Consider the following 19983-nt stretch of genomic DNA (forward strand, 5'->3'; position numbering starts at 1 on the left):
AAGCGAGGCCCTCGGCGTTATGTTTCAAGGCGTTGTGCCGAAGGAATGCATCGCGCAAATCCTTCGCGTGTCTGAGGTCGACAAGTGGGGCCGGGTCTATAACTGCTGCTCCGGAACGTTCCGGTTCGAGCAGATCACGCTCGCCACTTTCCCCGGCGTTGAGATGCACTCCAACGACGTCAGCCTCTACTCGTCAGCCATCGCCGGTTACCTGCTGGGCAAGCCGATAGACTATGAGTTTCACGGCGCGCTCGACTTCGTGAACGAGTTCGACTTTCGGGAGCCCGATCAGCGCCTCGCCGCGCTGGCCGTCGGCTTCAATCTCGGCCGCTTCGCTGGCGGCAAGGCGAACGCCTACAAGACCAGCCATCGCGAGCACCTGGTTGCGAACTTCGGCAGCTATGTCGAGCGCACCCTGGAGAAGGTCCGCAAGCTTCCGGGCATGATCCCGATCAAGAGCTACTCGCCGCGCGACTGGATCCTGCATCTCGAGGAGGCCATCGACCGCAAGGCCGCGATCTTCTCCTACCCGCCGTTCTACAAGGGCGGCTACGAAAAGATGTTCGAGTTCCTGGCCGAGAACATCAAATGGGAAGCTCCCCGATATGAGCTGTTCGACCCCAAGGCGCTGCGCGGTCTCATCGAGCGCGTGCGGCAGGCGGGCGTCCCCTATTGCATCCTCTCGGACCAGATTTACGACGATCTGAAACCGGAGTTGGAATTCGTCTCCGGCCGGGGCCACCCGCACTACTGCTACGTGTCGACCGGCAAGTCGTCCTACCTGCAGCTCGTGCCGCGGTCGGCCCCGTTCCGCTACAAGCCGATCGACCTCGACAAGATCAAGCCGGAATCGGTCGTGACGATTGGCCGGGCCGACGCTGCCCAGATGACGTTCCTCAAGGACGTCTACCTCAAGAAGGGCATTACCCACACGCCCGGCATGGTGAACTACCTGGTGCGCGTCGACGACATGCTGGTCGGCGGCCTGATCTACAACCTCGACAAATTCGCGAAGCGGTCGATTTACCTGCTGTCCGACTTCGCCATCTCGCGCGAGGGCAGGCTGTCAAAGCTCGCCACCAGGCTCGCCTGCAACGGCGAGCTGCTGCGCGACATGGGCAAGCGCTTCATCGACCGTTTCGACAAGGTGCAAACCTCGGCGTTCTCGGACCATCCGGTCTCGATGAAATATCGCGGCATCTTCGAGCAGACCAAGCGCGAAGAGATCGACGGGCCGGAAGGCAAGTTCCGCCTGCATTACGTCGGCGCCCGCATCGACGAGACGCCGCAACAAGCGTTCGAGTGGTGGTATGGCAAGCACTTCAAGCGTTGACTGGAAGGTCCTCGATATCGAGGCGCGCCAGGTTGATCCGAACACGCTTCGCCGCCGCGAGAAGAACGCGCACTACATGGCACCGGCCATGTTCAAGCGCCTTGTCGAGAACGTCAAAATCGATGGCCGCCTCACCACCACGGTCCTGGCATGCGAGAACAAGGACGGCTCTCTCGAGATCTTGTCCGGACATCATCGCACGGCCGCGGCGATCGAGGCCGGCTTGCCGATGGTCGACGCGCTCGTGATCACCACCCCGTTGAGCGAAAAGCGCAAGGTGGCGATCCAGCTCAGCCACAACTCGATCAACGGCGAGGATGACCAGTCGCTGCTGGCCCAGCTCTACGCCTCGCTCGACATCGATGCGAAGAAGTTCTCCGGGCTCGATGACAGCGTGCTCGCCGGCGACAAGGGACCAGGTGCTACCGCGCTCGGCGGGGCGAACATCAAATACGACGAGCTGCTTTTCTCCTTCCTGCCGGAAGACCGCGTGCGTTTCGAGGTCGAGCTGGAGGCACTCGCCAAAAGGGCCAAGCGCTTCCGCATCCATGCCGCGCCGCAGTCGAAGTTCGACGAGTTCTTCGACACCATCGTGCGCACCAAGAGCCAGCTCAACATCGTCAATTCGGGCATCGCCCTCTCGGTCATGGCGCGCCTTGCCGGCGAGCGGCTGGATCAACTCGAAGCGGAAGCGGAGGACAAATCCGATGCGGCATGAACTGCCCAGCTTGCGCGGCTCGTTTCCCAAGCCCGAAGCGCCCATCGCCGGCCCGCCATTCGGCACCCCGTTTATCGTGGTGCTCGCCATCCTGTCGTTCACCTTCGCCGTGTGCCTCGCACGCGTTCTCCTTCCGTGATCCAGGTGCATTCGTGTGTGTGTAACGTAGTGCCGGTGGTTAGTGTGGCCGCAGCGTCAAGCATTATGGGTCAGTTTGCATTTCGGCGCATGTTTGCAGACCTTATGCCCAGCAACGCTTTGCGGCCCGATTTGACCAGCACAATCGCATTCGGTTCGGCTCGCGGCATGATGTCCATGGGTTGTGGGATGGGTGGCAAAAAAATGAGCCATCCCGAACATTCCGAACACTCGCACGCGCGAGTCGTCCGGTGATCAAGACCACGACCAGCGTGACGACATCGAAGCCGAAGGCCAAGGCCAAGGCTGAAACGGCCACAGCGAAGCCGAAAGCCGAGCCGAAAAAAAAGCCGGCGCGCGGCAAGAAGAAGCCGGCCAGCAAGGCATCGCCTCCTGTGGCGCCGAAGCCTGCTCCCAAGCCTGAGCCGGCACCACAGCCGAAGCCGGCGGAAGGCAACCGGGGCGGGGCATCGCCGAAACTGACCGAGCGCGACGTGCCGCGCGTGATCGCGATGCTGCGCCAGTGCGGCGGCATCAAGACGGTCGCGGCGGAGAAGCTGAACGTCGGCCGCACCACGCTCTACGCCTTCCTGAACGAGCATCCCGAAATCCAGGAGGCCGATTCCGAGATCGCCGACGAGTTGCTCGACGTTGCCGAGGGGCAGGTGGTGATCGCGCTTCGCTCTGGCGATTTGCAGACCGTGCGCTGGTACCTGGAGCTCAAAGGCAAGGACCGGGGCTATGTGCGCCGCGTCGAGCAGACCGGCAAGAATGGCGGCCCGGTCGAGACGCAAGCACGGGCGAACCCGAAAGACTACACCGACGAGGAGTTGGACGTCCTGATTGCGGCAGCGCAACGACGGAAGGCCGCCGAAGCGCAAGGGTGAATTGAATGGCGCAGAAGTCTGCCGCCGCCCGCGCGCCGCTCATTGCCCCCGACCTCGAAGACCTGCTGATCGAGCGAGACCGGCGCAAGGCCAAGGGATCGTTCGCCGAGTTCGTCAAGATGGCGTGGCTCGAACTCGAGCCGGAGACGCCGCTGGTCTGGAACTGGCACATGCAGGTGGTTTGCGACCATCTGCAAGCGCTGGTCGAGGGCAAGTTTCTCGAGCTGGGCCTGCGCAATCGCCTCGTCATCAACGTGCCGCCCGGCACATCGAAATCGCTTCTCGTCTCGGTGCTGTTGCAGGCATGGGAATGGGGACCGGCCGGCCGCCCGGGCATGCGGTATCTGTCGACGGCCTACAACGACGGCCCGGTCAATCGCGACACCCGCAAATGCCGCGATCTGATCCTGTCGCGCTGGTACCAGGACCGCTGGCCCGAGGTTTATCTCAGCCGCAGGGCCGAGACCTCGTTTGCCAACAACAGCACCGGCACCCGCGAGGGCGTGGCGTTCGGCTCGCTCACCGCGCAGCGTGGCGATCGCCTGATCATCGACGATCCGCACTCGACCGAGACGGCGGAATCGGCGACCGAGCGCACCGCCACGACCCGCAAGTTTCGCGAGGGCGCGCAAAACCGCCTGAACGACCAGAAGCGCAGCGTGATCATCGTCATCATGCAGCGCCTGCATGAGGCCGACGTCACGGGCGTCATCCTCGACGGCAAGATGGATTACGTCCATCTGTGCCTGCCGATGCAGTTCGAGCCCGACCGCTGCTGCTACACCCCGGTCAAGGTTTCCAGTTCCGTCGGCGAGCCTATCCTGGCGCGCTATGACGCGAGCAAGCAGCACTGGTACGGCGAGAACGACAATCTGCCGGACGAGCGCCGCGCCGAGATCGAGGCGATCAAGCTCCAGCTCGTCTGGCGGCAGGATCCTCGCACCGTCGACGGCGAGATACTCGACCCGGTCCGCTTCCCACCCGATGAGCTGAAACAGCTCTACAACGACATGACGTCGTATGCCGTCGCGGGCCAGTATCAGCAGCGGCCAGCGCCGCGCGCCGGCGGCATGTTCCAGCGTGCCTGGTTTGAGGGTCGCATCGTCAGGGCGGCGCCGAAGGGCACGATCTGGGTCCGCCATTGGGACTTGGCCGGCACGCGCGGCGGCACTGGCGCGCGCACCGCCGGCGTCAAGCTCGGCCGCGATCCCGAGGGCCGCTACTATGTCGGCCATGTCGTGACGCTGCGCGAGGAAGGCAAGTCGGTCCGCAAGACGATCGAGACGCAGGCCGCGCTCGACGGCAAGACGGTCCACATCAGCCTGCCGCAAGATCCTGGGCAGGCCGGCAAGGCGCAGGTGCAGGATTTCGTCGCGCAGCTCGCCGGCTACAAGGTGCATGCCGAGGGCGAGACCGGCGACAAGGTCACGCGCGCCGAGCCGTTCGCCGCGCAATGCGAGCACGGCAACGTCTACATCGTCGAAGGTGAGTGGAACACGCTCTACCTCGACGAACTCTGCCTGTTCCCAGCCTCCAAGCTGATGGACCAGGTCGACGCATCTTCCGGAGCCTTTACGAGGCTGCTTAACATCAAGGGGGCCATGGTGATCAGCGACGACGTCCTTCGGCGCGCTGCCCAGCCTGGGCCGCGATGATCAAGAAACTTTGGGGCGCATTGCGCCGTCGTTGGACACGCGGGCCAGTCGCCGACGTCCCTGCGTCGGCACCGCCGGCAGCAATTCCTCCTGGAGCGCGTCCTCCCACGCGCATCTCGGATGCGATGCTGTCGGCGATCCGCGCGCAAGCGGCCGCACCGAAACAGCCGGTGCCGGTCTTCACCTTGCCCAAGCACCCGGATGGCGTGCTCCCGTCGGGCAACACCGGGCTTGCCATGGACAGCGCCGTCGGCGCGGTTCAAAGCTGGGCCAACGGCTTCGCGCTGAGCGGCTACTTCTCGGAGGGGATCACCTTCCTCGGCTACGCCTATCTCTCGGAGCTGGCGCAGCGCCCGGAATACCGGGTGATCTCCGAGACGATCGCCACCGAGATGACGCGCAAATGGATCCGCTTCACCTCGAACGACGGCGAGGACAAGGCCGACAAGATCGCGGAGCTGGAGGCCGAGTTCAAGCGCCTGAACGTGCGCGACATCTTCTGCCGCGCCGCCGAGCAGGATGGCTTCTTCGGCCGCGGTCACATCTACATCGACACCGGCGATACCGACGATGCCGACGAGCTGCAAAAGCCGATCGGCGACGGCTGGGACAAGCTCAGCGTCACCAAGTTCTCCAAGAAGCCGATCAAGGCGCTGCGCACCGTCGAGGCGGTCTGGTGCTATCCGACCAATTACAACTCGAGCGATCCGCTCAAGGACAATTGGTATCGGCCCGACAGCTGGTATGTGCAGGCCAAGATCGTCCACACCACGCGGCTGATCACCTTGATCGGGCGCGAGGTGCCCGACCTGTTGAAGCCGACCTATTCATTCGGCGGCCTGTCGCTGTCGCAGATGTGCAAGCCCTATGTCGACAACTGGCTGGAGACGCGCCAGTCGGTGAACGACATCATCTCGATGTTCAGCGTTTTCCTGCTGGCCACCAATCTCGGCGAGACGCTGCAAGCCGATGGCGATCAGCTCTTCCGGCGCGCCGAACTTTTCAATTTGGTCAGGTCCAATCGCGGCCTGATGATGATCGACAAGGATAGCGAGGACTTCAAGAACGTCGCGGCTCCGCTCTCCGGGCTCGACGTGCTCCAGGCGCAGGCGCAGGAGCACATGGCGTCGGTGAGCCACATTCCGCTGGTCAAGCTGCTCGGCGTCCAGCCGGCCGGTTTGAACGCCTCCTCCGAGGGCGAAATCCAGGTCTTCTACGACTACGTCCACTCCTTCCAGGAGCACCTGTTTCGCCAGCCGATACATCGCCTGCTTGGCCTGGTGATGACATCGCTCTGGGGCGAGCCCGATCCCGGCATCGACTTCGAGTTCGAAAAGCTCGAAGAGACCAATGAGAAGGAAGCGGCCGAGGTCGAAAAGACCAAGGCGGAGCGCGACGTAATCCTGATCGACGCCGGCGTGATTTCGCCTGAGGAATCGCGCCAGCGCGTTGCCGGCGATCCGGACTCGGACTTCTCCTCGATCGATGTCGAGGACATGCCCGACCTGCTCGAAGAGGAGGACGACGGCCTTGTGGTCAAGGGCAGCTCCGAGGAACGAGACGAGGCGGCTTGACGAGGCCCGCGAAATCCGACTCCGGCTGGTCGAGCTGGTGGGCATGAGCACGCCGGGCGAGATCGACCCTGACAAGTTCTTCCAAACCATTCTCGTGTTGGAACGGTTTGTTTGGGACGCGGGTGTTGCCAAGCCCGAGGAGCCGGCAGATAGTGCGGCTCCCGTCACTGACAACGCCGGCACCGCTTGATCACGCTCCACCTCTGGGAACTCCTCAAAGCACAGACGCCCGACGATCGCGAGATCGCCGAGACGCTGAGGGATCGTGATGTCCAGCCTGCAAAGTCGTCGGACGGCCAAGCGCAACGAAAAGGTGCTTCGCCCCGTCCGACCCAACGTCGGGATTGAGACGGCCTACAGGGGCCGCCTGACGCGCTTGATCGACGCCATGAGCGACAGCGTGGTCTACTGGCTGAAAGCCTCCTACCGGGCCAATACGCCCCGCATAGCGCAGGATGAAACGCCGGCGGAAGCGCTGCGCCGATCGATCCGCAAGCTTGCCGCGCAGTGGACCAAGCGCTTCGACGTCGCCGCGGTGAAGCTCGGCGACTATTTCGCGCTCTCGGTCGAGAAACGGTCGAGCGCCGCCTTGCGCAAGATCCTGCGCGACGGCGGCATCTCGGTCGAATTCAAGATGACGGCGGCGATGCGCGACGTCGTGGACGCGACGATCCACGCCAATGTGGCGCTGATCAGGTCGATCCCCTCGCAGTATTTCGACCAGGTCGAAGGCGCGGTGGTGCGGTCGGTGCAGACCGGCCGCGACCTTGCCGGCCTGGTGCAGGATCTCGAGCGCTATTCCGGCATCACCCGGCGCCGGGCCGCCTTCATCGCGCTTGACCAGAACAACAAGGCGACAGCGGCCTTCAACACGGCGCGCCAGCTCGAACTCGGTATCGATGAGGCTGAGTGGCACCATAGCGGCGGCGGCAAGGAACCTCGCCCCACGCATGTCCAGGCCGGCCGCGAAAAGGTCCGTTACAAGATTTCGACGGGCTGGTACGACCCGGCCGTCAAGCGCTTCATACGGCCGGGCGAGGAGCCCGGATGCCGCTGTGTCGCCAAGCCGATCATCAAGGGCTTTTCATGACCGAGGGGCGGGCGGTCACTGCGCTTTGTTTTCCTGCGCGACAAGGGCAAGGGTGCCGTCGAAAATCGAGTTGGTCGGATGGGCGTCGCACCAGTTCCGGAGCCACAGATCGACGGCAGCATTATCGAGCTCGATGCTGGGCTTCCCGGGGGCGCGCATCATGTTAACGGCGCTGAGATAGCCGAGCACCCAATTCATGAAGTTCGCGCTCTCGTCGAAAAACTTCCTGCCATCGGCCATTCTGAGAATGGCCTTGCCTGGATGGTTATCTCCCTCTGCAGCCACAAAGGCACCGCATGTCTTGAGGCCGTAGCTGTAGATAAACGCGTTGGCATTTTCTGCACGGCACGGCGCCGTCGCTAGACCGAGAACGAGAGCTGACACAATACAGCGAAACATCGAATTTCCTTCCTAAGCGGCGTGCAGCGTCGGGATTGCATCGATCTCGGCGCGGAGAGCCTTCTCGGCCTGCTCCAGATCATAGTTGCGCTGGAGGTTGAGCCAAAGCACCGGGCCGTTGCCGACCAGCTTTCCAATGCGGAGAGCCATCGCCACCGTGACGGGCTGCTTTTCGTCCAGGATGTCGTAGAGCGTGCGACGCGAAATGCCGAGCAGCTTCGCGATCTCGGTCTTCGACACATTGAGCGACGGAATGACGTCTTCGCGCAGAAGCTCGCCGGGATGCATCGCGGGCAGGCCGCGCTTGATGGGTGTCGTGTTCATCAGTGGTAATCCTCTAATTCGACTTCGGTTGCGTCTTCGCCGTCCCATGCAACGTGATGCGGTAATTGCCTGTGACGCGGACCGAATAGCGGCCCTTGTCGCGGCCCGAGAGGCCGTGGAAGTGATAGCCGGGAAGGTCCATGTCCTGCGGCCGCGCCGCCGCTTCCAAGGCCCGCAGGATGCGAGCGACACGCTTGTCGTCCTGAACGCTGAGACCGCGTGCTTTGCCGGTTTCGAAGAAGCGTTGCAGGGCTTTGTTTCGGAACGTCTTGATCATGCTTAGAGTGTAAGGCGCTACCTTACATAAGTCAACCAAAGTGTGAGGTCAAGCCTTACATTTAAGGAGCGATTTTCGATGCCTGCGAAGTCTGAGGCCCAGCGCCGCGCCATGTACGCAGCGGCCGAGGGTCGAGGCGTGCTCGGCATCCCGAAGGCGGTCGGCGAAGAGTTCGTCGGCAAGGACAGCGCGGGGCAGGCGGCCTCGCTGATGCTGGTCGCGCCCGATGGCGATGTCCTGGTGCTCCGGCGCTCGTCGACCGATACCAGCTGGCCCGGCCATTGGTGCTGGCCCGGTGGCAAGTCGGATGAAGGCGAAGACGCCGAGACGACGGCGGCGCGCGAGACCACCGAGGAGATCGGCACGCTGCCGTCTGGCGCGCGCCAGCTCATCGATACGCGCGGCACCCCGAATGGCTGGGTGCATCACACCTTTGCTCAGGCCGTCGAGACGAAATTCGCGCCGGTGCTGACCGACGAACATTCCGGCTATGCCTGGGCTCCCCTGCGCTCGCTGCCCGAGCCGCTGCATCCGGGCCTGCGCGACATGCTGGGCGAGCGGCTTGGCATAGCGGCCGACATGTCGCCTGAGGCATGGGACTCGCTGCGCTCCAACTTCGTGAAGTGGACGAGGGGCGAAGACATCGTGATCGAGGGCGCTTGCCCGATTTGCGGCGGCACCGGCGAACTCGCTGGACCTGGGATCGTGTGCGACGAATGCCGCGGCACGGACGCGGTGGCACAGGCCAACGACGCGCTCGCCATGGATCGCAATAGCGTGCGCTCGTTCGACCAGGACGGCCATCTGCGCGTCGAGATGACGCCGATCTCAAAGGCCAACATCTGCCCCTACTATGGCCGCGAAATCCCGGACTTCGAGGCGCTGGCGCTCGATCCCGAGCGCATCTATCGCCTGTACCGCGATGCGGACGAGCTCGCGAAAGCCGCCCCGACCTTCGTCGGCAAGCCGCTCTTGCTCAAGCACATCCCGGTCAGCGCCAAGGAGCACCCGCGCGAAGCCGTGGTCGGCGCGCTCGGCGATGCCGTCGAGTTCCATGCCCCCTATCTCATGGCGCCGCTCAGCATCTGGGATGGCGCTGCAATCGCGCTGATCGAATCCGATCGGCAGAAAGAACTTTCGAGCAGCTATCGCTACCGGGCCGACATGACGCCCGGCACGCTGGCTGGAGAATCCTACGACGGCGTGATGCGGGACATTTCCGCCAATCACGTCGCCTTGGTCGAGGAAGGCCGCGCCGGGCCTGATGTTGTAGTCGGCGACAGCAAAATGGAGATCATCACGATGAAGAAAGCAGCACTGCTGTCGCGCATGGCGTCCGTCGCCCACGGCGCGATCCTTGCCCACGTCATGCCTAAGCTCGCCGCCGATCAGAAGATCGATGTCAGCGCGGCTCTCGCGGGCGTTACCGCCGAAAACTTCAAGGCCAAGCGCCCCGCTATCCTCAAGGCAGTCGGTAAGGCCGCCGAGGGCAAGCTCGCCACCGACGCCAAGCTCGACGGTCTCGAGGGGGTTCTCGTCGCGCTCGACGAGGTGGAGGTCCAGGAAGCCATGGACGAAGACGACGAGGAGGAGGACGACAAGAAGAAGAAAGCCGAGGACTCCGAAGAGGAGGAGGACGAGGACGAGAAGAAGAAAAAGGCCGAAGACGGCGACGAGGACGATGACGACAAGGTCGACAAGAAGGCCATGGACGCGGCAATCGCCGCGGCTGTGGTGCAGGCCAAGACCGAGGTCCGCGCCGAGATGCTCAAATCGGCCGCCGAAGTGCGCGCCGCCGAGGAGGCCGTTCGTCCCTACATCGGCAAGCTCGCCATGGCCCATGATAGCTCGGATGCCGTCTATCGCACCGCGCTCACCTCACTCGGCGTCAACATCGATGGTGTCCATCCCTCGGCACTGCCGGCCATTCTCAAGGCCCAGCCGCTACCTAGCGTCGGCGCACCGAAGAAGCCGGCCGTCGCCCTGGACGCTGCCGGGGTGAACTCGTTCTACGAGCTTTTCCCAGCCGCCAAGACCCACATCGTCAAGTCGCTCTAAGGCGAGCGGCTTTCCCTTCCAAGCCCGTCGAGCCGGCCAGCAAGCCGGCTCTTTTCATTTAGGAGATCGCCCATGTCTGGGTTCCAGACGCAGGTTGCCTACAATCCCGCCCCCGCTGTCGAGGGCGATTTCGCTTCCACCAATCCCGCTCTACAGTCCTTGCCGCCGCTGGCGCGCTGGTCTGCGGCGCGCTAGGTGCTGTCATCGGCCGCTTCGCCTGGCTGAGTTATGTCCAAGCCGACAGCGACAATGCGCCGGCCGTGGTCAACACCTTCGGCACCGGCCCGGTCGCAGGCTTCGTCCATCGCGAGCAGCAGGGCCTGATCGAGCAATACCTGCAGGAATCGACGATGCTGGTCCCGGCCGGCTTTCCCATCACCGTCTTCGATGGAGGCGATTTCTGGGTGAAGAACGCCGGCGCGACGCCTGCCCTGGTCGGCCAGAAGGTCTACGCCAACTATGCCGATGGCACGGCGACCGCTGCTCCGTCCGGCTCGCCGAATGGCGCGACCACTTCGGCCGGCTCCATCGCAGCCGGGACCAGCGGCTTCCTGGGCTCCATCGTCGGCAATGTGCTGACGGTCACGACGGTCAACTCGGGCACGATCTGCCCCGGCACCACGATCTCGGGCACCGACGTCGTCTCCGGCACCAAGATCATACAGCAACTCACTGGTACCCCGGGCGGTGTGGGCACGTATGCGGTCAACATCCCCGACCAGGACGTCGACCCCGGTACAGAGATTTCCGGCACCTATGGCGTGTTCACGGCGGGCGGCACGATCGTTGGCGTCTTCGGCGTCGGCGACACGCTGACCGGCGCTGGCATCACCGCCGTCACCACTATTACCCAGCAGCTCACTGGCCCAGCCGGTGGCGCTGGCACCTATGCGGTCGATGTCAACACCATAGTCAACGCGGCTGCGCTCACCGCGGCCACCAATGTTGAAACTAAGTGGACCGTGCGTTCCTTCGCGCAGCCCGGCGAGCTGATGAAGATCAGCTCTTGGCCTCAGGGCTAAACCCGCCGTCAATCTCGAAACCATGCGCCGCAAGTCGGCGATCTGTGAGGATAACCACCATGAAATTTCACGACTTCGATCAGGCCGCTGCGGCGTGGACTCAGCATCGCTCGATGTTCGAGCAGGCCGGTATCTACCTTCCCGATGCACGCGCCTACATCGTCGAGGCGTTCCGCACCAATCATCTCGCGATGGATGCACAGCCTCAGCTAGCGACAGCACCGAACGCCGGCATTCCGGCGTTCCTCACCACGCTTGTGGATCCTGAGGTCTACCGCATCCTTTTCGCCCCAACCAAAGCTGCCGAAATCTTCGGCGAAATTCGAAAGGGCACTTGGATCGACCAGACGGCGATGTTCCCCGTCGTTGAGCAGACCGGCGAAGTGTCGAGCTATGGCGACTACAACGACAACGGCAGAGCCGGCGCCAACATGAATTGGCCGCAGCGCCAGTCCTATCTGTTCCAGACGATTTCCGAGTATGGCGAGCTGGAAATCGAGCGCGCCGGCCTTGGCCGCGTCAATTGGGTTGGCGAGGTGGATGGCGCCGGCGTCACGGTGCTCGCACGATTCCTCAACACGACCTACTTCAAGGGCGTGCAGGGCTTGCAGAACTATGGCCTTCTCAACGATCCGAACCTGGCGGCTCCGATCACCCCGGCGCCGAAGGCTTACGGCGGCGTGAAATGGATCAACAACGGCCAGATCGTCGCCACCGCGAATGAGATCTATTCCGACCTCCAATCACTGTGGCTGCAGCTCGTTACCCAGACAGCCGGCCTGGTCGACCAGAACACCAAGATGACACTGGCCATGTCGCCGGAATCGCAGCTTGCCATGACCGCGACCAACTCGTTCAACGTCAATGTTGAGGACCTGCTCAAGAAAAACTTCCCGAACCTTCGCGTCGTCTCGGCGGTGCAATATAGGGCGGAGACAGCGATCAACCCGACGGGCATCTCAGCCGGCAACGTGGTTCAGTTCATTGCCGACGGCATCGATGGTCAGCAGACCGGCTATTGTGCGTTTAACGAAAAGCTCCGCGCTCATCCAATCGTGCGCGCGCTCTCCTCGTGGAAAAAGAAAATGTCCAGCGGCACCTGGGGCGCGATCATCCGGCAGCCGACGGGCATTTCCCAGATGGTGGGCGTTTAGATGGCGTAGAGATAGTATTGCGCGCCCCAATACGAGCCGCATTCATCCACTGGTTTGGGGCTGGGACGAAGTAGGCTTGCGCCTAAGGCGTTCCAGACAGGCGACCGCTGCACGGCTTCAAGGATTGCAGGAACACTACAGCGTCATACGGCAACAACATACGCGCTTGTGCCGCAAGTCTGCTCACCAGTTCTTGTTGGCGGGCAATGATTTGCTCGCCTTCACGGTCTCTGCCATCTCGACTGGTGTTCCCGTCGGCATAGCACCTATCGGCGCTTGATCTCCGCACCGTGGGCGATCAAACCTGCCTCGTCCGTGGTTCCAGCCTGAAAGCGCCGAGCAGAATTGAAGCTAACCATTCCCTCTCAGCAGCATGCGCGTTAACCGCGAGAACCTTTTTCAAGACGCGTTCAATCATGGCCATATCATCTGGTCCGATGTTTCCTTGGGATCAAAGCCGCTGCCGGCTCCGCAGCTTGTCCTGCCTGCTTGCCGGCTGCCGCGGGGTTTTGCCTGCGCTGTGCTGGCTTGAGGCTCGGCTGCTGCAGCGGCGCAAGGCCGTTTACGGACAGCGAGTGGCCAATGTCTCATCCAAAATGAATGAGGCTTGAAGCATCATGATATTTGTATTATCCATTGATACCGCAGACTCAGACAAAGGTTCTGGCCGATGATCACTGCTGCGCAGATGCGCGCCGCGAGGGCGTTGGCCGGTATCGACCAGCGAACTCTTGCCGAGCGCGCCGGAGTTTCGCTTCCGACGATACAGCGCATGGAGGCGAGCGAGGGTGTCGTGCGAGGCGTTGTCGACACGTTGATGAAGGTCATCCAGGCCCTTGACGAGGTTGGCGTGGAACTGATCGGCGAGAACCAGACCAGCGAGCGCGGCGGCAGGGGCGTACGCCTCAAGGCCACCGTGGCGCAGAACCCGCAAGGCTGAGCCGCAACCGCATCCGCCCCGGAAACCCTTGCCGGTTTCGGGCAGCGCAATGCGGGGTCGCAACAGTTATCGCGACGGCGACCGCCGACATGCAGCCGACGATCCCGCCGCCCTTTGGAGCGGAATATGGTCATGGATCAGGCTCGGCCTGCAATTCACCATCAAGCACGGCCGACATTCGCCGAGCTGTTCACACCAAAGCTGGTGACGGTGCTGCGCGAGGGCTACCACCTCAAGCAGCTGAGGGCGGATGTGATCGCCGGCCTGACAGTCGCCATCGTGGCGCTGCCGCTGTCGATGGCGATCGCGATCGCCTCGCATGTGGAGCCCGAGCGCGGACTGTTTACGGCGATCATCGGCGGTTCCATCGTCGGCGCGCTTGGCGGCAGCAGGTTCCAGATCGGCGGGCCGGCCGGCGCCTTCATCGTGGTCGTGGCCTCCGCTGTCGATCAGCACGGCGTTGACGGACTGATCCTGGCAATGCTCATGGCCGGCGCCTTCCTGCTCGCGGCCGGTTATCTGAGGCTCGGCGCCTATGTGAAATTCATTCCCTATCCGGTGACCGTTGGTTTCACCGCGGGCATTGCCGTGATCATTCTGTCCAGCCAGTTGCATGACCTGTTCGGCCTCACTCTGCCGGGGAAGGAGCCCGGCGACCTGTTGCCCAGGCTTATCGCACTTGGCAGGGCGGCCGGAACGGTAAATCCAGCGGCCATTGCCGTCGCCACGCTGACGATAGGGATCATCGTGGGCATGAAGCGCTGGCGGCCTTCATGGCCCGGCCTCCTGGTCGCGGTGGCGGCGGCCTCGCTCGCCACGACGCTTCTCGGCCTTCCCGTCGAAACGATCGGCACTCAGTTCGGCGGCATTCCGCGGATCTTGCCCGACCCGACTCTGCCGGCCTTCGACGCGCATAAGCTCGTCTCCGCAATACCCGACGCAATTTCCTTTGCCCTGCTCGGAGCAATCGAATCGCTGCTGTCGGCCGTGGTCGCGGACGGCATGACCGGCCGACGGCACCGCTCCAACTGCGAACTGGTGGCGCAGGGCATCGCCAATATCGGCTCGGCGCTGTTCGGCGGGATCTGCGTGACCGGACTGATCGCGCGCACGGCGACCAACATCCGCGCCGGCGCGCATGGACCGTTGTCGGGGATATTCCATTCCGCCTTTCTGCTGCTGTTCATGGTGGTGGCTGCCCCGCTTGCCAGCTACATCCCGCTGGCGGCGCTCGCCGGGGTGCTGGCCACCGTGGCCTGGAACATGGTGGAGAAGCCCGCCTTCTTGGCGCTGATCCGATCGTCCTGGGGCGATGCCCTGGTGCTGCTGGTAACCTTCGGACTTGTCATCTTCCGCGACCTCACCACCGGCATCGTGATCGGTTTTGCGCTGGGCGCCTTGCTGTTCATCGGTAGGATGGCACGTTCGGTCGAGGTAGAAGCGCATGTCCCGCCGGTGACGGACGACCGCGCCGATGATGAGAACGGCGGCCGCCTCGCCTACGATCTTGGCTCAGCCACGGATCCCGACACCGTCATCTATCGCATATCCGGTGCTTTCTTCTTCGGCGCGGCGGCAACGGTCGCCACGGTGCTCGACCGCATCGCGGACCAGAGCAAGAACTTCATACTCGACTGCTCGGCAGTGCCTTTTCTCGATTCGACCGCGGCAAACGTGATTGAAAGCACCGTGCACAAGGCAGGGCGGGCCGGAGGACGCTTCATCATCGCGGGCGCCTCGTCGCAGGTGAGGCGCACACTGATAAGCCATGGCGTCAAGCGGCCGCTGGTGACCTATGCCGCCTCGATCCGTGACGCGCGGGCGCAGCTGGACGAAAAAGCGGAGACGCGGCTCGGCTAGCTTCGGATTGGCGCGCGCGGCGATCAGGCAGCAGGGGACGGAAGGCTTTGGCGTATGAGTTCGGGGCTCTGACTAAACGGGACTGAGGTGGGTAGCGAGCAGTCGAGCCGTCCCGACTCTTCTATGCCCGAGGCACAAACAGCGCCCGATTATCACCCAGACCGAACTCTCCGGCAATCGGCGATTGGATTCGGCGAGGGGCACCATCATCTTCGCGGATGCTCTGAGCAAAACGGCCGCCCACGGCTGTGAGCTGCGTTCGATTCCCAGCATCCGCTCCACTGACGCCATCGGCGACGGCCACCGTTTTTCCACCAACCGGAGTAAATCAATGTCCACGACTGTCACTGTTGCCTGCAAGCTTCCGCATGGCCTCGTTCTGCGCCTTCACGAGATGGTCGAGCAGAACGAACCGACCGCCGGCGGCAGCTTTCGGAAGGTGAAACGCGCCCAGGTCATCGGCGAGCCCGTTGTCCTGAAAGGCTACCTGCGCCGCTTCGACCGCCGCAAGGAGCCCGCCCCGATGGCCCAGGACAGCGACTACGCCCTGACCTATGGCGTCGATGCTGATTTCTTCAAGAAGTGGCTCGAGCAGAACAAGGACCTCGACGCGGTCAGGAACAACCTCGTCTGGGCCCATACCGAGACTGACATGGTCGAGGGCTTCATCAAGGAGCATGAGGCGCAGAAGTCGGGACTCGAGCCGATCGATCCCCACAACCTGCCGCGTGGCATCCAGGCCTACAAGGCGGATGCCGCGGCCTGACACGCAACCCCCAGGGAGGTTCGCCGTGGGCGTTATCGTCGAGTTCAGCTTCGCGAACTTCATCGCGATCTACCCTCAGTTCGCAACGCTCAGCCAGCCGCAGGTTTTGCAGGGCGCGCTCCCGGTTGCGACGCTCTACTGCCGCAATGACGGCGGCGGCCCCGTCACCAAGACCGAGACGCAGACCACGCTCCTCAACCTCATGGTCGCCCACATCTGCCAGCTCATGTACGGCGCCAACGGTCAGGCGCCGGCCGGGATCGTGGGACGCGTCTCGAATGCTGCCGAGGGCAGCGTGTCGGTGCAGGCCGACTTCCCCGTTACGCCTAACAACGCCTGGTTCATGCAAACCGCGTTCGGCGCGGCCTATTGGCAGGCCACTGCCGCCTACCGGACCATGCGCTACATGCCCGGACCGCGACGCGCCTACAACCCCTGGCCTAATCGCTAGCGGGTTGCGTGGGTGTGTCGGTTGGGAGCTGTTCATTCATCAACGTGGATATCGCCGTGATGATCTGCGGCATGAAGAACGGTTTGGTGATCATGATGCTGTTCGGAACGCCTTCGGCGCCCCACTGGCTGGCGCTATCGCCGCTGACATAAACAACCGGGATCGTGGAATTAACCTGACGTACATGGCGAGCGACCTCCCAACCGGAGGGACCGGGGCCAAGACGTACGTCAGAAACTAGCGCTTTGAATGCGTCCGGCGCTTCGTCAAATGCCGCGATAGCGGCAGATGCGCTGCCAACGCCGACCACCTCGAAGCCCGCTTCCTCCAGCCCTGTTTCAAGATCGAGCAAGATCATTGTCTCGTCTTCAACGACCAGAACAGCGCCGTTGCTCATGTGAGGCGTCCCCGAGGTCACCGCTAACCCGCAACGAGTGCTTTAGTTCCAGCGATATAAGTGAAAGGACCATTCTCATGGACATTCTTGCTCAGTTGTTGCGCGAGTTCCGCGTCTTCCGCAAGCATGCGGAAGATCGCATCCAGACCCTTGAGCGCAGCCTGCGCCTCGCTTCCCCGGCACCGCTTGTGGATGCGCCGGAGACGCCCGCCACCTCCACGGCGGCCGCAGATGGTGCGGCAGGGGCGACCGGCGCGACGGGCGCGACTGGCGCGACCGAGACAATCGGTGCCACTGGTGCCACTGGCGCCACCGGCGCGGCCGTCGACAGCGGAGCGACCGGCGCCGCGGCCGACGTCGCCGCAACTGGTGCCACCGGAGCTACCGGCCCCGCCGATTCCGCGGTTGACGCGAAGGCCAAGGCAAAGGCGAAAACCGCCGATCAGCCCGGCGACCAGAGCGCACCCAGCGCGTAAAGCGATGGTGAAGCTCTCCGGCGGCGACAAGCTCGCCGCGAAGCTGGCCGAGATCGCGAAGAACCTCCAGAATGCCGTTTCGGTCGACGTCGGCTTCCTGGAGGGCGCGACCTATCCCGACGGCACTTCCGTCCCGCTGGTTGCGGCGCTGAATGAATTTGGCACCCGCGACACGCCACCCCGCCCGTTCTTCCGGGGCATGATCGACGACAAGAGCCCCGAATGGCCCGACGCCGTGGGCAATCTCCTGGTCGCGAACGGCTACGACGCCGAAAAGACGCTGGGCCAGACGGGCGAGGCCATCAAGGGCCAGTTGCAGGCGGCGATCACCGCCTATGACGGCCCGCCGCTGCAGCCCGCCACCATCGCCCGCAAGGGCAACGACAAGCAGCTCGTCGACACCGGCCACATGCTGGCGTCGGTCGACTATGCCGTCAAGAAATCCTGAACCCGGAGACCACTACGATGAGGGCCATCCTTTTCTCGAGCAACCTCGGCGACATTCCTGCCGACCTGGCATTCAAGAACAATTTCTCGGCCGTGACCGATCCGGCCGCCACCGACGACTCGAGCGAGGGTTATCAGGTCGGCTCGGCCTGGGTGAACACCGCGACCGACACTGCCTTTGTCTGCGTCGACGCGACCCCTGGCGCTGCCATCTGGACCGCCACGGCGCAGGTCGGCAGCACGCAGGGCGATCCGGCGGCGCACACCGTCTCCGGCACGCTCACGCCCGCCGATTTGCTCGCCCGCATCATCACCATCGACCAGGGTGGCGGCGCGGCCTCCCTGCAGCAGCTCCCGACCGGTGCCGCCCTCCAAGCGGCGCTGCCGGCCGACTTCCCGTTCAACGACTCCTTCGATGTCTCGGTGATCAACACCTCCATCGTCGATGCCGAGGATGCGACCATCACCACCAACGACGGCATGACGCTGATCGGGTCGATGGACTTCCCGGCGCACAGCAGCCCCACGATCCCGTCGAGCGGCATCTTGCGTTTCCGCAACACGGGCGCCGGCACCTTCACGGTCTACCGCGTCGGCTGATCGACCATGAACCTGCACGGGATCGTCTCGGCGGCGATCGGGACGGTGAACCCGTTCGTGACCGCCAGGCTGAAACGGTCCAGCGGCTACACCACGGCGGCCGACGGCACGCGCACCCCGAGCTTTGTCGACGTGCCCAGCGTCTCTCTGCAGGCGCAGTCGCTTACCTACAACGATCTGCAGCTGCTCGACGGGCTCAACATTCAGGGCGTGCGCCGCGCCGTCTACCTCAACGGTTCGGCCCTCGGCGTGGTGCGAGAGCTGCAAGTCGGCGGCGATCTCTTTGTCTTCCCCGCCGGCACTTTCCCGGAAGGCGACACCTGGCTCGTAGCACTCGTGCTCGAGTCGTGGCCCGACTGGTGCAAGTGCGCCGTGACCCTGCAAATGGATGGAGCCTGATATGGCGAACGGAACCTTCATGGTGCCATGCCCCGCCGGCCAGTGGACTAAGGTCGCCGACGGGGCCAACTATTCATCGGCTCTGTTGCAGGTGACAAGCATAGGCGGCGTGCTGGCAGCGATCGCCGACAGCCAGCCTGCGGAGGGTGCCTCGAACGGCGTCCTGCTCTCCCAGAGCTTCGTTCCGTTCCCGCTCGCCGCCGGCGACCAGGTCTGGTGCCAGCCGGTCGGCGCCAGCGAGGCCACGGTGCGCGGGATCGGCACCAGCGTCTGATGAGCGGCCCGGTCCCCAGCCAGTCTGGCATCCAGACGGTCCTGCGCAGCTTTCTGCTGCAAATCCTGCCCGCCGGCGTCGAGGTGATATCGGCGCAGGACAACCGCGTCCCGGAGCCGGCTGGCGATTTCGTCACCATGACGGTGAGCCGCCGCGGTCGCCTCTCGACCAACGTCGACACCTATCAGGACTGCGCCTTTGAGGCCTCCATCGCCGATGCGGTGATGACAGTCACTCAGGTCTCCTTCGGCGCGCTCCTGGTAGGGGCGAGCGTCTTCGGAACGCCGGTGACAGCAGGCACGGTGATCAGCGAGCAGACCGGCGGTATGCCGAGCGGCGTCGGAACCTATACCATCACGCCGGCGCAGACCGTGCCAGCGCAGATCCTGTCGAGCGGTGCCGAGACCATCGTGCAACCCACCGACGTCGTCATCCAGCTTGACGTGCACAGCGCGTCCGATGGCAGCGCGTCCGACATGGCGCAGACGATCGCCACCCTGATCCGCGATGAGCGGGCGACTCGGTATTTCGCGGATGCCGGCATGGATGGCGCGCCGCTCTATGCTGACGATCCCAAGCAGGTCCCGTTCTTCAACGGCGAGCAGCAATACGAGACCCGCTACGTCGTCGACGTGCACCTGCAGGCCAACCAGGCAATTGGCCTGCCACAGCAATTCGCCGACCAAGCCGTGATCGACGTCGCCAACGTCGAAACGACTTTCCCGGCCTGACCCTCAAACAGAA

Annotated in this window: 26 protein-coding genes; 22 read left to right on the forward strand and 4 right to left on the reverse strand. The window is 63.7% G+C overall.

Annotated elements, in window-relative coordinates; genetic code table 11:
* Positions 1–67 precede the first annotated feature (67 nt).
* The 8 genes from EJ078_RS22375 to EJ078_RS22410 all read left to right on the forward strand — a co-directional run bounded on the left by EJ078_RS22375 (position 68) and on the right by EJ078_RS22410 (position 7395).
* The gene (locus tag EJ078_RS22375; RefSeq protein WP_127847680.1) at positions 68–1333 is read left to right on the forward strand and encodes a hypothetical protein; all 1266 of its coding nucleotides are present in this window, start codon (positions 68–70) and stop codon (positions 1331–1333) included.
* Positions 1311–2051 carry a ParB/RepB/Spo0J family partition protein gene (locus EJ078_RS22380; protein ID WP_095825875.1) on the forward strand — a complete coding sequence of 247 codons (741 nt, stop codon included), beginning with the start codon at positions 1311–1313 and terminating at the stop codon, positions 2049–2051. Before EJ078_RS22375 ends, EJ078_RS22380 begins: the two co-directional genes overlap by 23 nt.
* The gene (locus EJ078_RS22385; RefSeq protein ID WP_164750377.1) at positions 2041–2190 is read left to right on the forward strand and encodes a hypothetical protein; all 150 of its coding nucleotides are present in this window, start codon (positions 2041–2043) and stop codon (positions 2188–2190) included. Before EJ078_RS22380 ends, EJ078_RS22385 begins: the two co-directional genes overlap by 11 nt.
* Before the next feature lie 250 nt (positions 2191–2440).
* Positions 2441–3076: a helix-turn-helix domain-containing protein gene (locus EJ078_RS22390; RefSeq protein ID WP_095825876.1), complete on the forward strand. Its 636-nt coding sequence runs from the start codon at positions 2441–2443 to the stop codon at positions 3074–3076.
* A gap of 5 nt (positions 3077–3081) precedes the next feature.
* On the forward strand, positions 3082–4731 hold the full coding sequence (gene terL / locus EJ078_RS30505; protein WP_245458895.1) for a phage terminase large subunit: 1650 nt from the start codon (positions 3082–3084) through the stop codon (positions 4729–4731).
* A 125-nt stretch (positions 4732–4856) separates the two neighbouring features.
* Positions 4857–6305, forward strand: coding sequence for a DUF1073 domain-containing protein (locus tag EJ078_RS22400; protein WP_208720827.1), 1449 nt, complete (start codon positions 4857–4859; stop codon positions 6303–6305).
* A 43-nt stretch (positions 6306–6348) separates the two neighbouring features.
* Positions 6349–6495, forward strand: coding sequence for a hypothetical protein (locus tag EJ078_RS22405; protein ID WP_164747237.1), 147 nt, complete (start codon positions 6349–6351; stop codon positions 6493–6495).
* 198 nt (positions 6496–6693) lie between these two features.
* Entirely contained in the window at positions 6694–7395 is a 702-nt protein-coding gene (locus tag EJ078_RS22410; RefSeq protein WP_095825936.1) for a phage minor head protein, read from the forward strand.
* 15 nt (positions 7396–7410) lie between these two features.
* On the opposite strand, the gene EJ078_RS22415 is transcribed toward EJ078_RS22410, so the two are convergent.
* The 3 genes from EJ078_RS22415 to EJ078_RS22425 are packed head-to-tail and all read right to left on the reverse strand — an operon-like array spanning position 7411 to position 8395.
* Positions 7411–7794 carry a hypothetical protein gene (locus tag EJ078_RS22415; protein WP_127403402.1) on the reverse strand — a complete coding sequence of 128 codons (384 nt, stop codon included), beginning with the start codon at positions 7792–7794 and terminating at the stop codon, positions 7411–7413.
* Positions 7795–7806: 12 nt separating this feature from the next.
* Entirely contained in the window at positions 7807–8118 is a 312-nt protein-coding gene (locus tag EJ078_RS22420; protein WP_095825879.1) for a HigA family addiction module antitoxin, read from the reverse strand.
* Between the two features lie 13 nt (positions 8119–8131).
* A complete protein-coding gene (locus EJ078_RS22425; RefSeq protein ID WP_245458897.1) occupies positions 8132–8395 on the reverse strand; it encodes a type II toxin-antitoxin system RelE/ParE family toxin in 264 nt (87 codons plus the stop codon).
* Positions 8396–8473: 78 nt separating this feature from the next.
* On the opposite strand from EJ078_RS22425, the gene EJ078_RS22430 reads away from it, so the two are divergent.
* From EJ078_RS22430 to EJ078_RS22460, 8 genes are all read left to right on the forward strand, one after another.
* Positions 8474–10453, forward strand: a complete 1980-nt coding sequence (locus EJ078_RS22430; protein WP_095825881.1) for a DUF2213 domain-containing protein — start codon at positions 8474–8476, stop codon at positions 10451–10453.
* Positions 10454–10525: 72 nt separating this feature from the next.
* Entirely contained in the window at positions 10526–10648 is a 123-nt protein-coding gene (locus EJ078_RS30755) for a hypothetical protein (RefSeq protein ID WP_281060658.1), read from the forward strand.
* Positions 10649–10713: 65 nt separating this feature from the next.
* Positions 10714–11475 carry a hypothetical protein gene (locus EJ078_RS22435; protein ID WP_208720829.1) on the forward strand — a complete coding sequence of 254 codons (762 nt, stop codon included), beginning with the start codon at positions 10714–10716 and terminating at the stop codon, positions 11473–11475.
* A 59-nt stretch (positions 11476–11534) separates the two neighbouring features.
* Entirely contained in the window at positions 11535–12629 is a 1095-nt protein-coding gene (locus EJ078_RS22440) for a hypothetical protein (RefSeq protein ID WP_206516945.1), read from the forward strand.
* Between the two features lie 670 nt (positions 12630–13299).
* Positions 13300–13569, forward strand: coding sequence for a helix-turn-helix transcriptional regulator (locus EJ078_RS22445; protein ID WP_095825883.1), 270 nt, complete (start codon positions 13300–13302; stop codon positions 13567–13569).
* 132 nt (positions 13570–13701) lie between these two features.
* Positions 13702–15429 carry a SulP family inorganic anion transporter gene (locus EJ078_RS22450; protein WP_095825938.1) on the forward strand — a complete coding sequence of 576 codons (1728 nt, stop codon included), beginning with the start codon at positions 13702–13704 and terminating at the stop codon, positions 15427–15429.
* A 331-nt stretch (positions 15430–15760) separates the two neighbouring features.
* Positions 15761–16195 carry a hypothetical protein gene (locus EJ078_RS22455; protein ID WP_127323414.1) on the forward strand — a complete coding sequence of 145 codons (435 nt, stop codon included), beginning with the start codon at positions 15761–15763 and terminating at the stop codon, positions 16193–16195.
* A gap of 25 nt (positions 16196–16220) precedes the next feature.
* A complete protein-coding gene (locus EJ078_RS22460) occupies positions 16221–16646 on the forward strand; it encodes a DUF4054 domain-containing protein (protein ID WP_206516946.1) in 426 nt (141 codons plus the stop codon).
* On the opposite strand, the gene EJ078_RS22465 is transcribed toward EJ078_RS22460, so the two are convergent.
* Complete coding sequence (locus EJ078_RS22465) at positions 16636–17043, reverse strand: response regulator (protein ID WP_095825886.1); 408 nt, start codon at positions 17041–17043, stop codon at positions 16636–16638. The two genes, EJ078_RS22460 and EJ078_RS22465, sit on opposite strands and share 11 nt — an antisense overlap.
* Positions 17044–17120: 77 nt before the next feature.
* Here EJ078_RS22465 and EJ078_RS22470 point away from each other — a divergent pair, with 77 nt between their 5' ends.
* The 6 genes from EJ078_RS22470 to EJ078_RS22495 are packed head-to-tail and all read left to right on the forward strand — an operon-like array spanning position 17121 to position 19970.
* Positions 17121–17519 carry a hypothetical protein gene (locus EJ078_RS22470; RefSeq protein ID WP_095825887.1) on the forward strand — a complete coding sequence of 133 codons (399 nt, stop codon included), beginning with the start codon at positions 17121–17123 and terminating at the stop codon, positions 17517–17519.
* Between the two features lie 4 nt (positions 17520–17523).
* Positions 17524–17967, forward strand: coding sequence for a hypothetical protein (locus tag EJ078_RS22475; protein ID WP_095825888.1), 444 nt, complete (start codon positions 17524–17526; stop codon positions 17965–17967).
* Between the two features lie 17 nt (positions 17968–17984).
* Positions 17985–18566, forward strand: coding sequence for a hypothetical protein (locus EJ078_RS22480; protein WP_095825889.1), 582 nt, complete (start codon positions 17985–17987; stop codon positions 18564–18566).
* A gap of 6 nt (positions 18567–18572) precedes the next feature.
* Positions 18573–18965, forward strand: a complete 393-nt coding sequence (locus EJ078_RS22485; protein WP_095825890.1) for a hypothetical protein — start codon at positions 18573–18575, stop codon at positions 18963–18965.
* 1 nt (position 18966) lies between these two features.
* A complete protein-coding gene (locus EJ078_RS22490; RefSeq protein ID WP_095813917.1) occupies positions 18967–19239 on the forward strand; it encodes a hypothetical protein in 273 nt (90 codons plus the stop codon).
* Positions 19239–19970: a hypothetical protein gene (locus EJ078_RS22495; RefSeq protein WP_127214291.1), complete on the forward strand. Its 732-nt coding sequence runs from the start codon at positions 19239–19241 to the stop codon at positions 19968–19970. Before EJ078_RS22490 ends, EJ078_RS22495 begins: the two co-directional genes overlap by 1 nt.
* Positions 19971–19983: the final 13 nt, after the last annotated feature.

The sequence above is a fragment of the Mesorhizobium sp. M1A.F.Ca.IN.022.06.1.1 genome, assembly GCF_003952605.1.
Classification (GTDB): domain Bacteria; phylum Pseudomonadota; class Alphaproteobacteria; order Rhizobiales; family Rhizobiaceae; genus Mesorhizobium.

Bases quoted from the DNA above. Each gene is read 5' to 3' on its own strand.
- EJ078_RS22440 (WP_206516945.1), top strand. From the start codon at position 11,535: ATGAAATTTCACGACTTCGATCAGGCCGCTGCGGCGTGGACTCAGCAT.
- EJ078_RS22420 (WP_095825879.1), bottom strand. From the start codon at position 8,118: ATGAACACGACACCCATCAAGCGCGGCCTGCCCGCGATGCATCCCGGC.
- EJ078_RS22425 (WP_245458897.1), bottom strand. From the start codon at position 8,395: ATGATCAAGACGTTCCGAAACAAAGCCCTGCAACGCTTCTTCGAAACC.
- EJ078_RS22485 (WP_095825890.1), top strand. From the start codon at position 18,573: ATGAACCTGCACGGGATCGTCTCGGCGGCGATCGGGACGGTGAACCCG.
- EJ078_RS22480 (WP_095825889.1), top strand. From the start codon at position 17,985: ATGAGGGCCATCCTTTTCTCGAGCAACCTCGGCGACATTCCTGCCGAC.
- EJ078_RS22450 (WP_095825938.1), top strand. From the start codon at position 13,702: ATGGATCAGGCTCGGCCTGCAATTCACCATCAAGCACGGCCGACATTC.
- EJ078_RS22475 (WP_095825888.1), top strand. From the start codon at position 17,524: ATGGTGAAGCTCTCCGGCGGCGACAAGCTCGCCGCGAAGCTGGCCGAG.
- EJ078_RS22415 (WP_127403402.1), bottom strand. From the start codon at position 7,794: ATGTTTCGCTGTATTGTGTCAGCTCTCGTTCTCGGTCTAGCGACGGCG.
- EJ078_RS22405 (WP_164747237.1), top strand. From the start codon at position 6,349: ATGAGCACGCCGGGCGAGATCGACCCTGACAAGTTCTTCCAAACCATT.
- EJ078_RS22465 (WP_095825886.1), bottom strand. From the start codon at position 17,043: ATGAGCAACGGCGCTGTTCTGGTCGTTGAAGACGAGACAATGATCTTG.
- EJ078_RS22430 (WP_095825881.1), top strand. From the start codon at position 8,474: ATGCCTGCGAAGTCTGAGGCCCAGCGCCGCGCCATGTACGCAGCGGCC.
- EJ078_RS22445 (WP_095825883.1), top strand. From the start codon at position 13,300: ATGATCACTGCTGCGCAGATGCGCGCCGCGAGGGCGTTGGCCGGTATC.
- EJ078_RS30755 (WP_281060658.1), top strand. From the start codon at position 10,526: ATGTCTGGGTTCCAGACGCAGGTTGCCTACAATCCCGCCCCCGCTGTC.
- terL (WP_245458895.1), top strand. From the start codon at position 3,082: ATGGCGCAGAAGTCTGCCGCCGCCCGCGCGCCGCTCATTGCCCCCGAC.
- EJ078_RS22455 (WP_127323414.1), top strand. From the start codon at position 15,761: ATGTCCACGACTGTCACTGTTGCCTGCAAGCTTCCGCATGGCCTCGTT.
- EJ078_RS22385 (WP_164750377.1), top strand. From the start codon at position 2,041: ATGCGGCATGAACTGCCCAGCTTGCGCGGCTCGTTTCCCAAGCCCGAA.
- EJ078_RS22380 (WP_095825875.1), top strand. From the start codon at position 1,311: ATGGCAAGCACTTCAAGCGTTGACTGGAAGGTCCTCGATATCGAGGCG.
- EJ078_RS22490 (WP_095813917.1), top strand. From the start codon at position 18,967: ATGGCGAACGGAACCTTCATGGTGCCATGCCCCGCCGGCCAGTGGACT.
- EJ078_RS22410 (WP_095825936.1), top strand. From the start codon at position 6,694: ATGAGCGACAGCGTGGTCTACTGGCTGAAAGCCTCCTACCGGGCCAAT.
- EJ078_RS22400 (WP_208720827.1), top strand. From the start codon at position 4,857: ATGCTGTCGGCGATCCGCGCGCAAGCGGCCGCACCGAAACAGCCGGTG.
- EJ078_RS22495 (WP_127214291.1), top strand. From the start codon at position 19,239: ATGAGCGGCCCGGTCCCCAGCCAGTCTGGCATCCAGACGGTCCTGCGC.
- EJ078_RS22470 (WP_095825887.1), top strand. From the start codon at position 17,121: ATGGACATTCTTGCTCAGTTGTTGCGCGAGTTCCGCGTCTTCCGCAAG.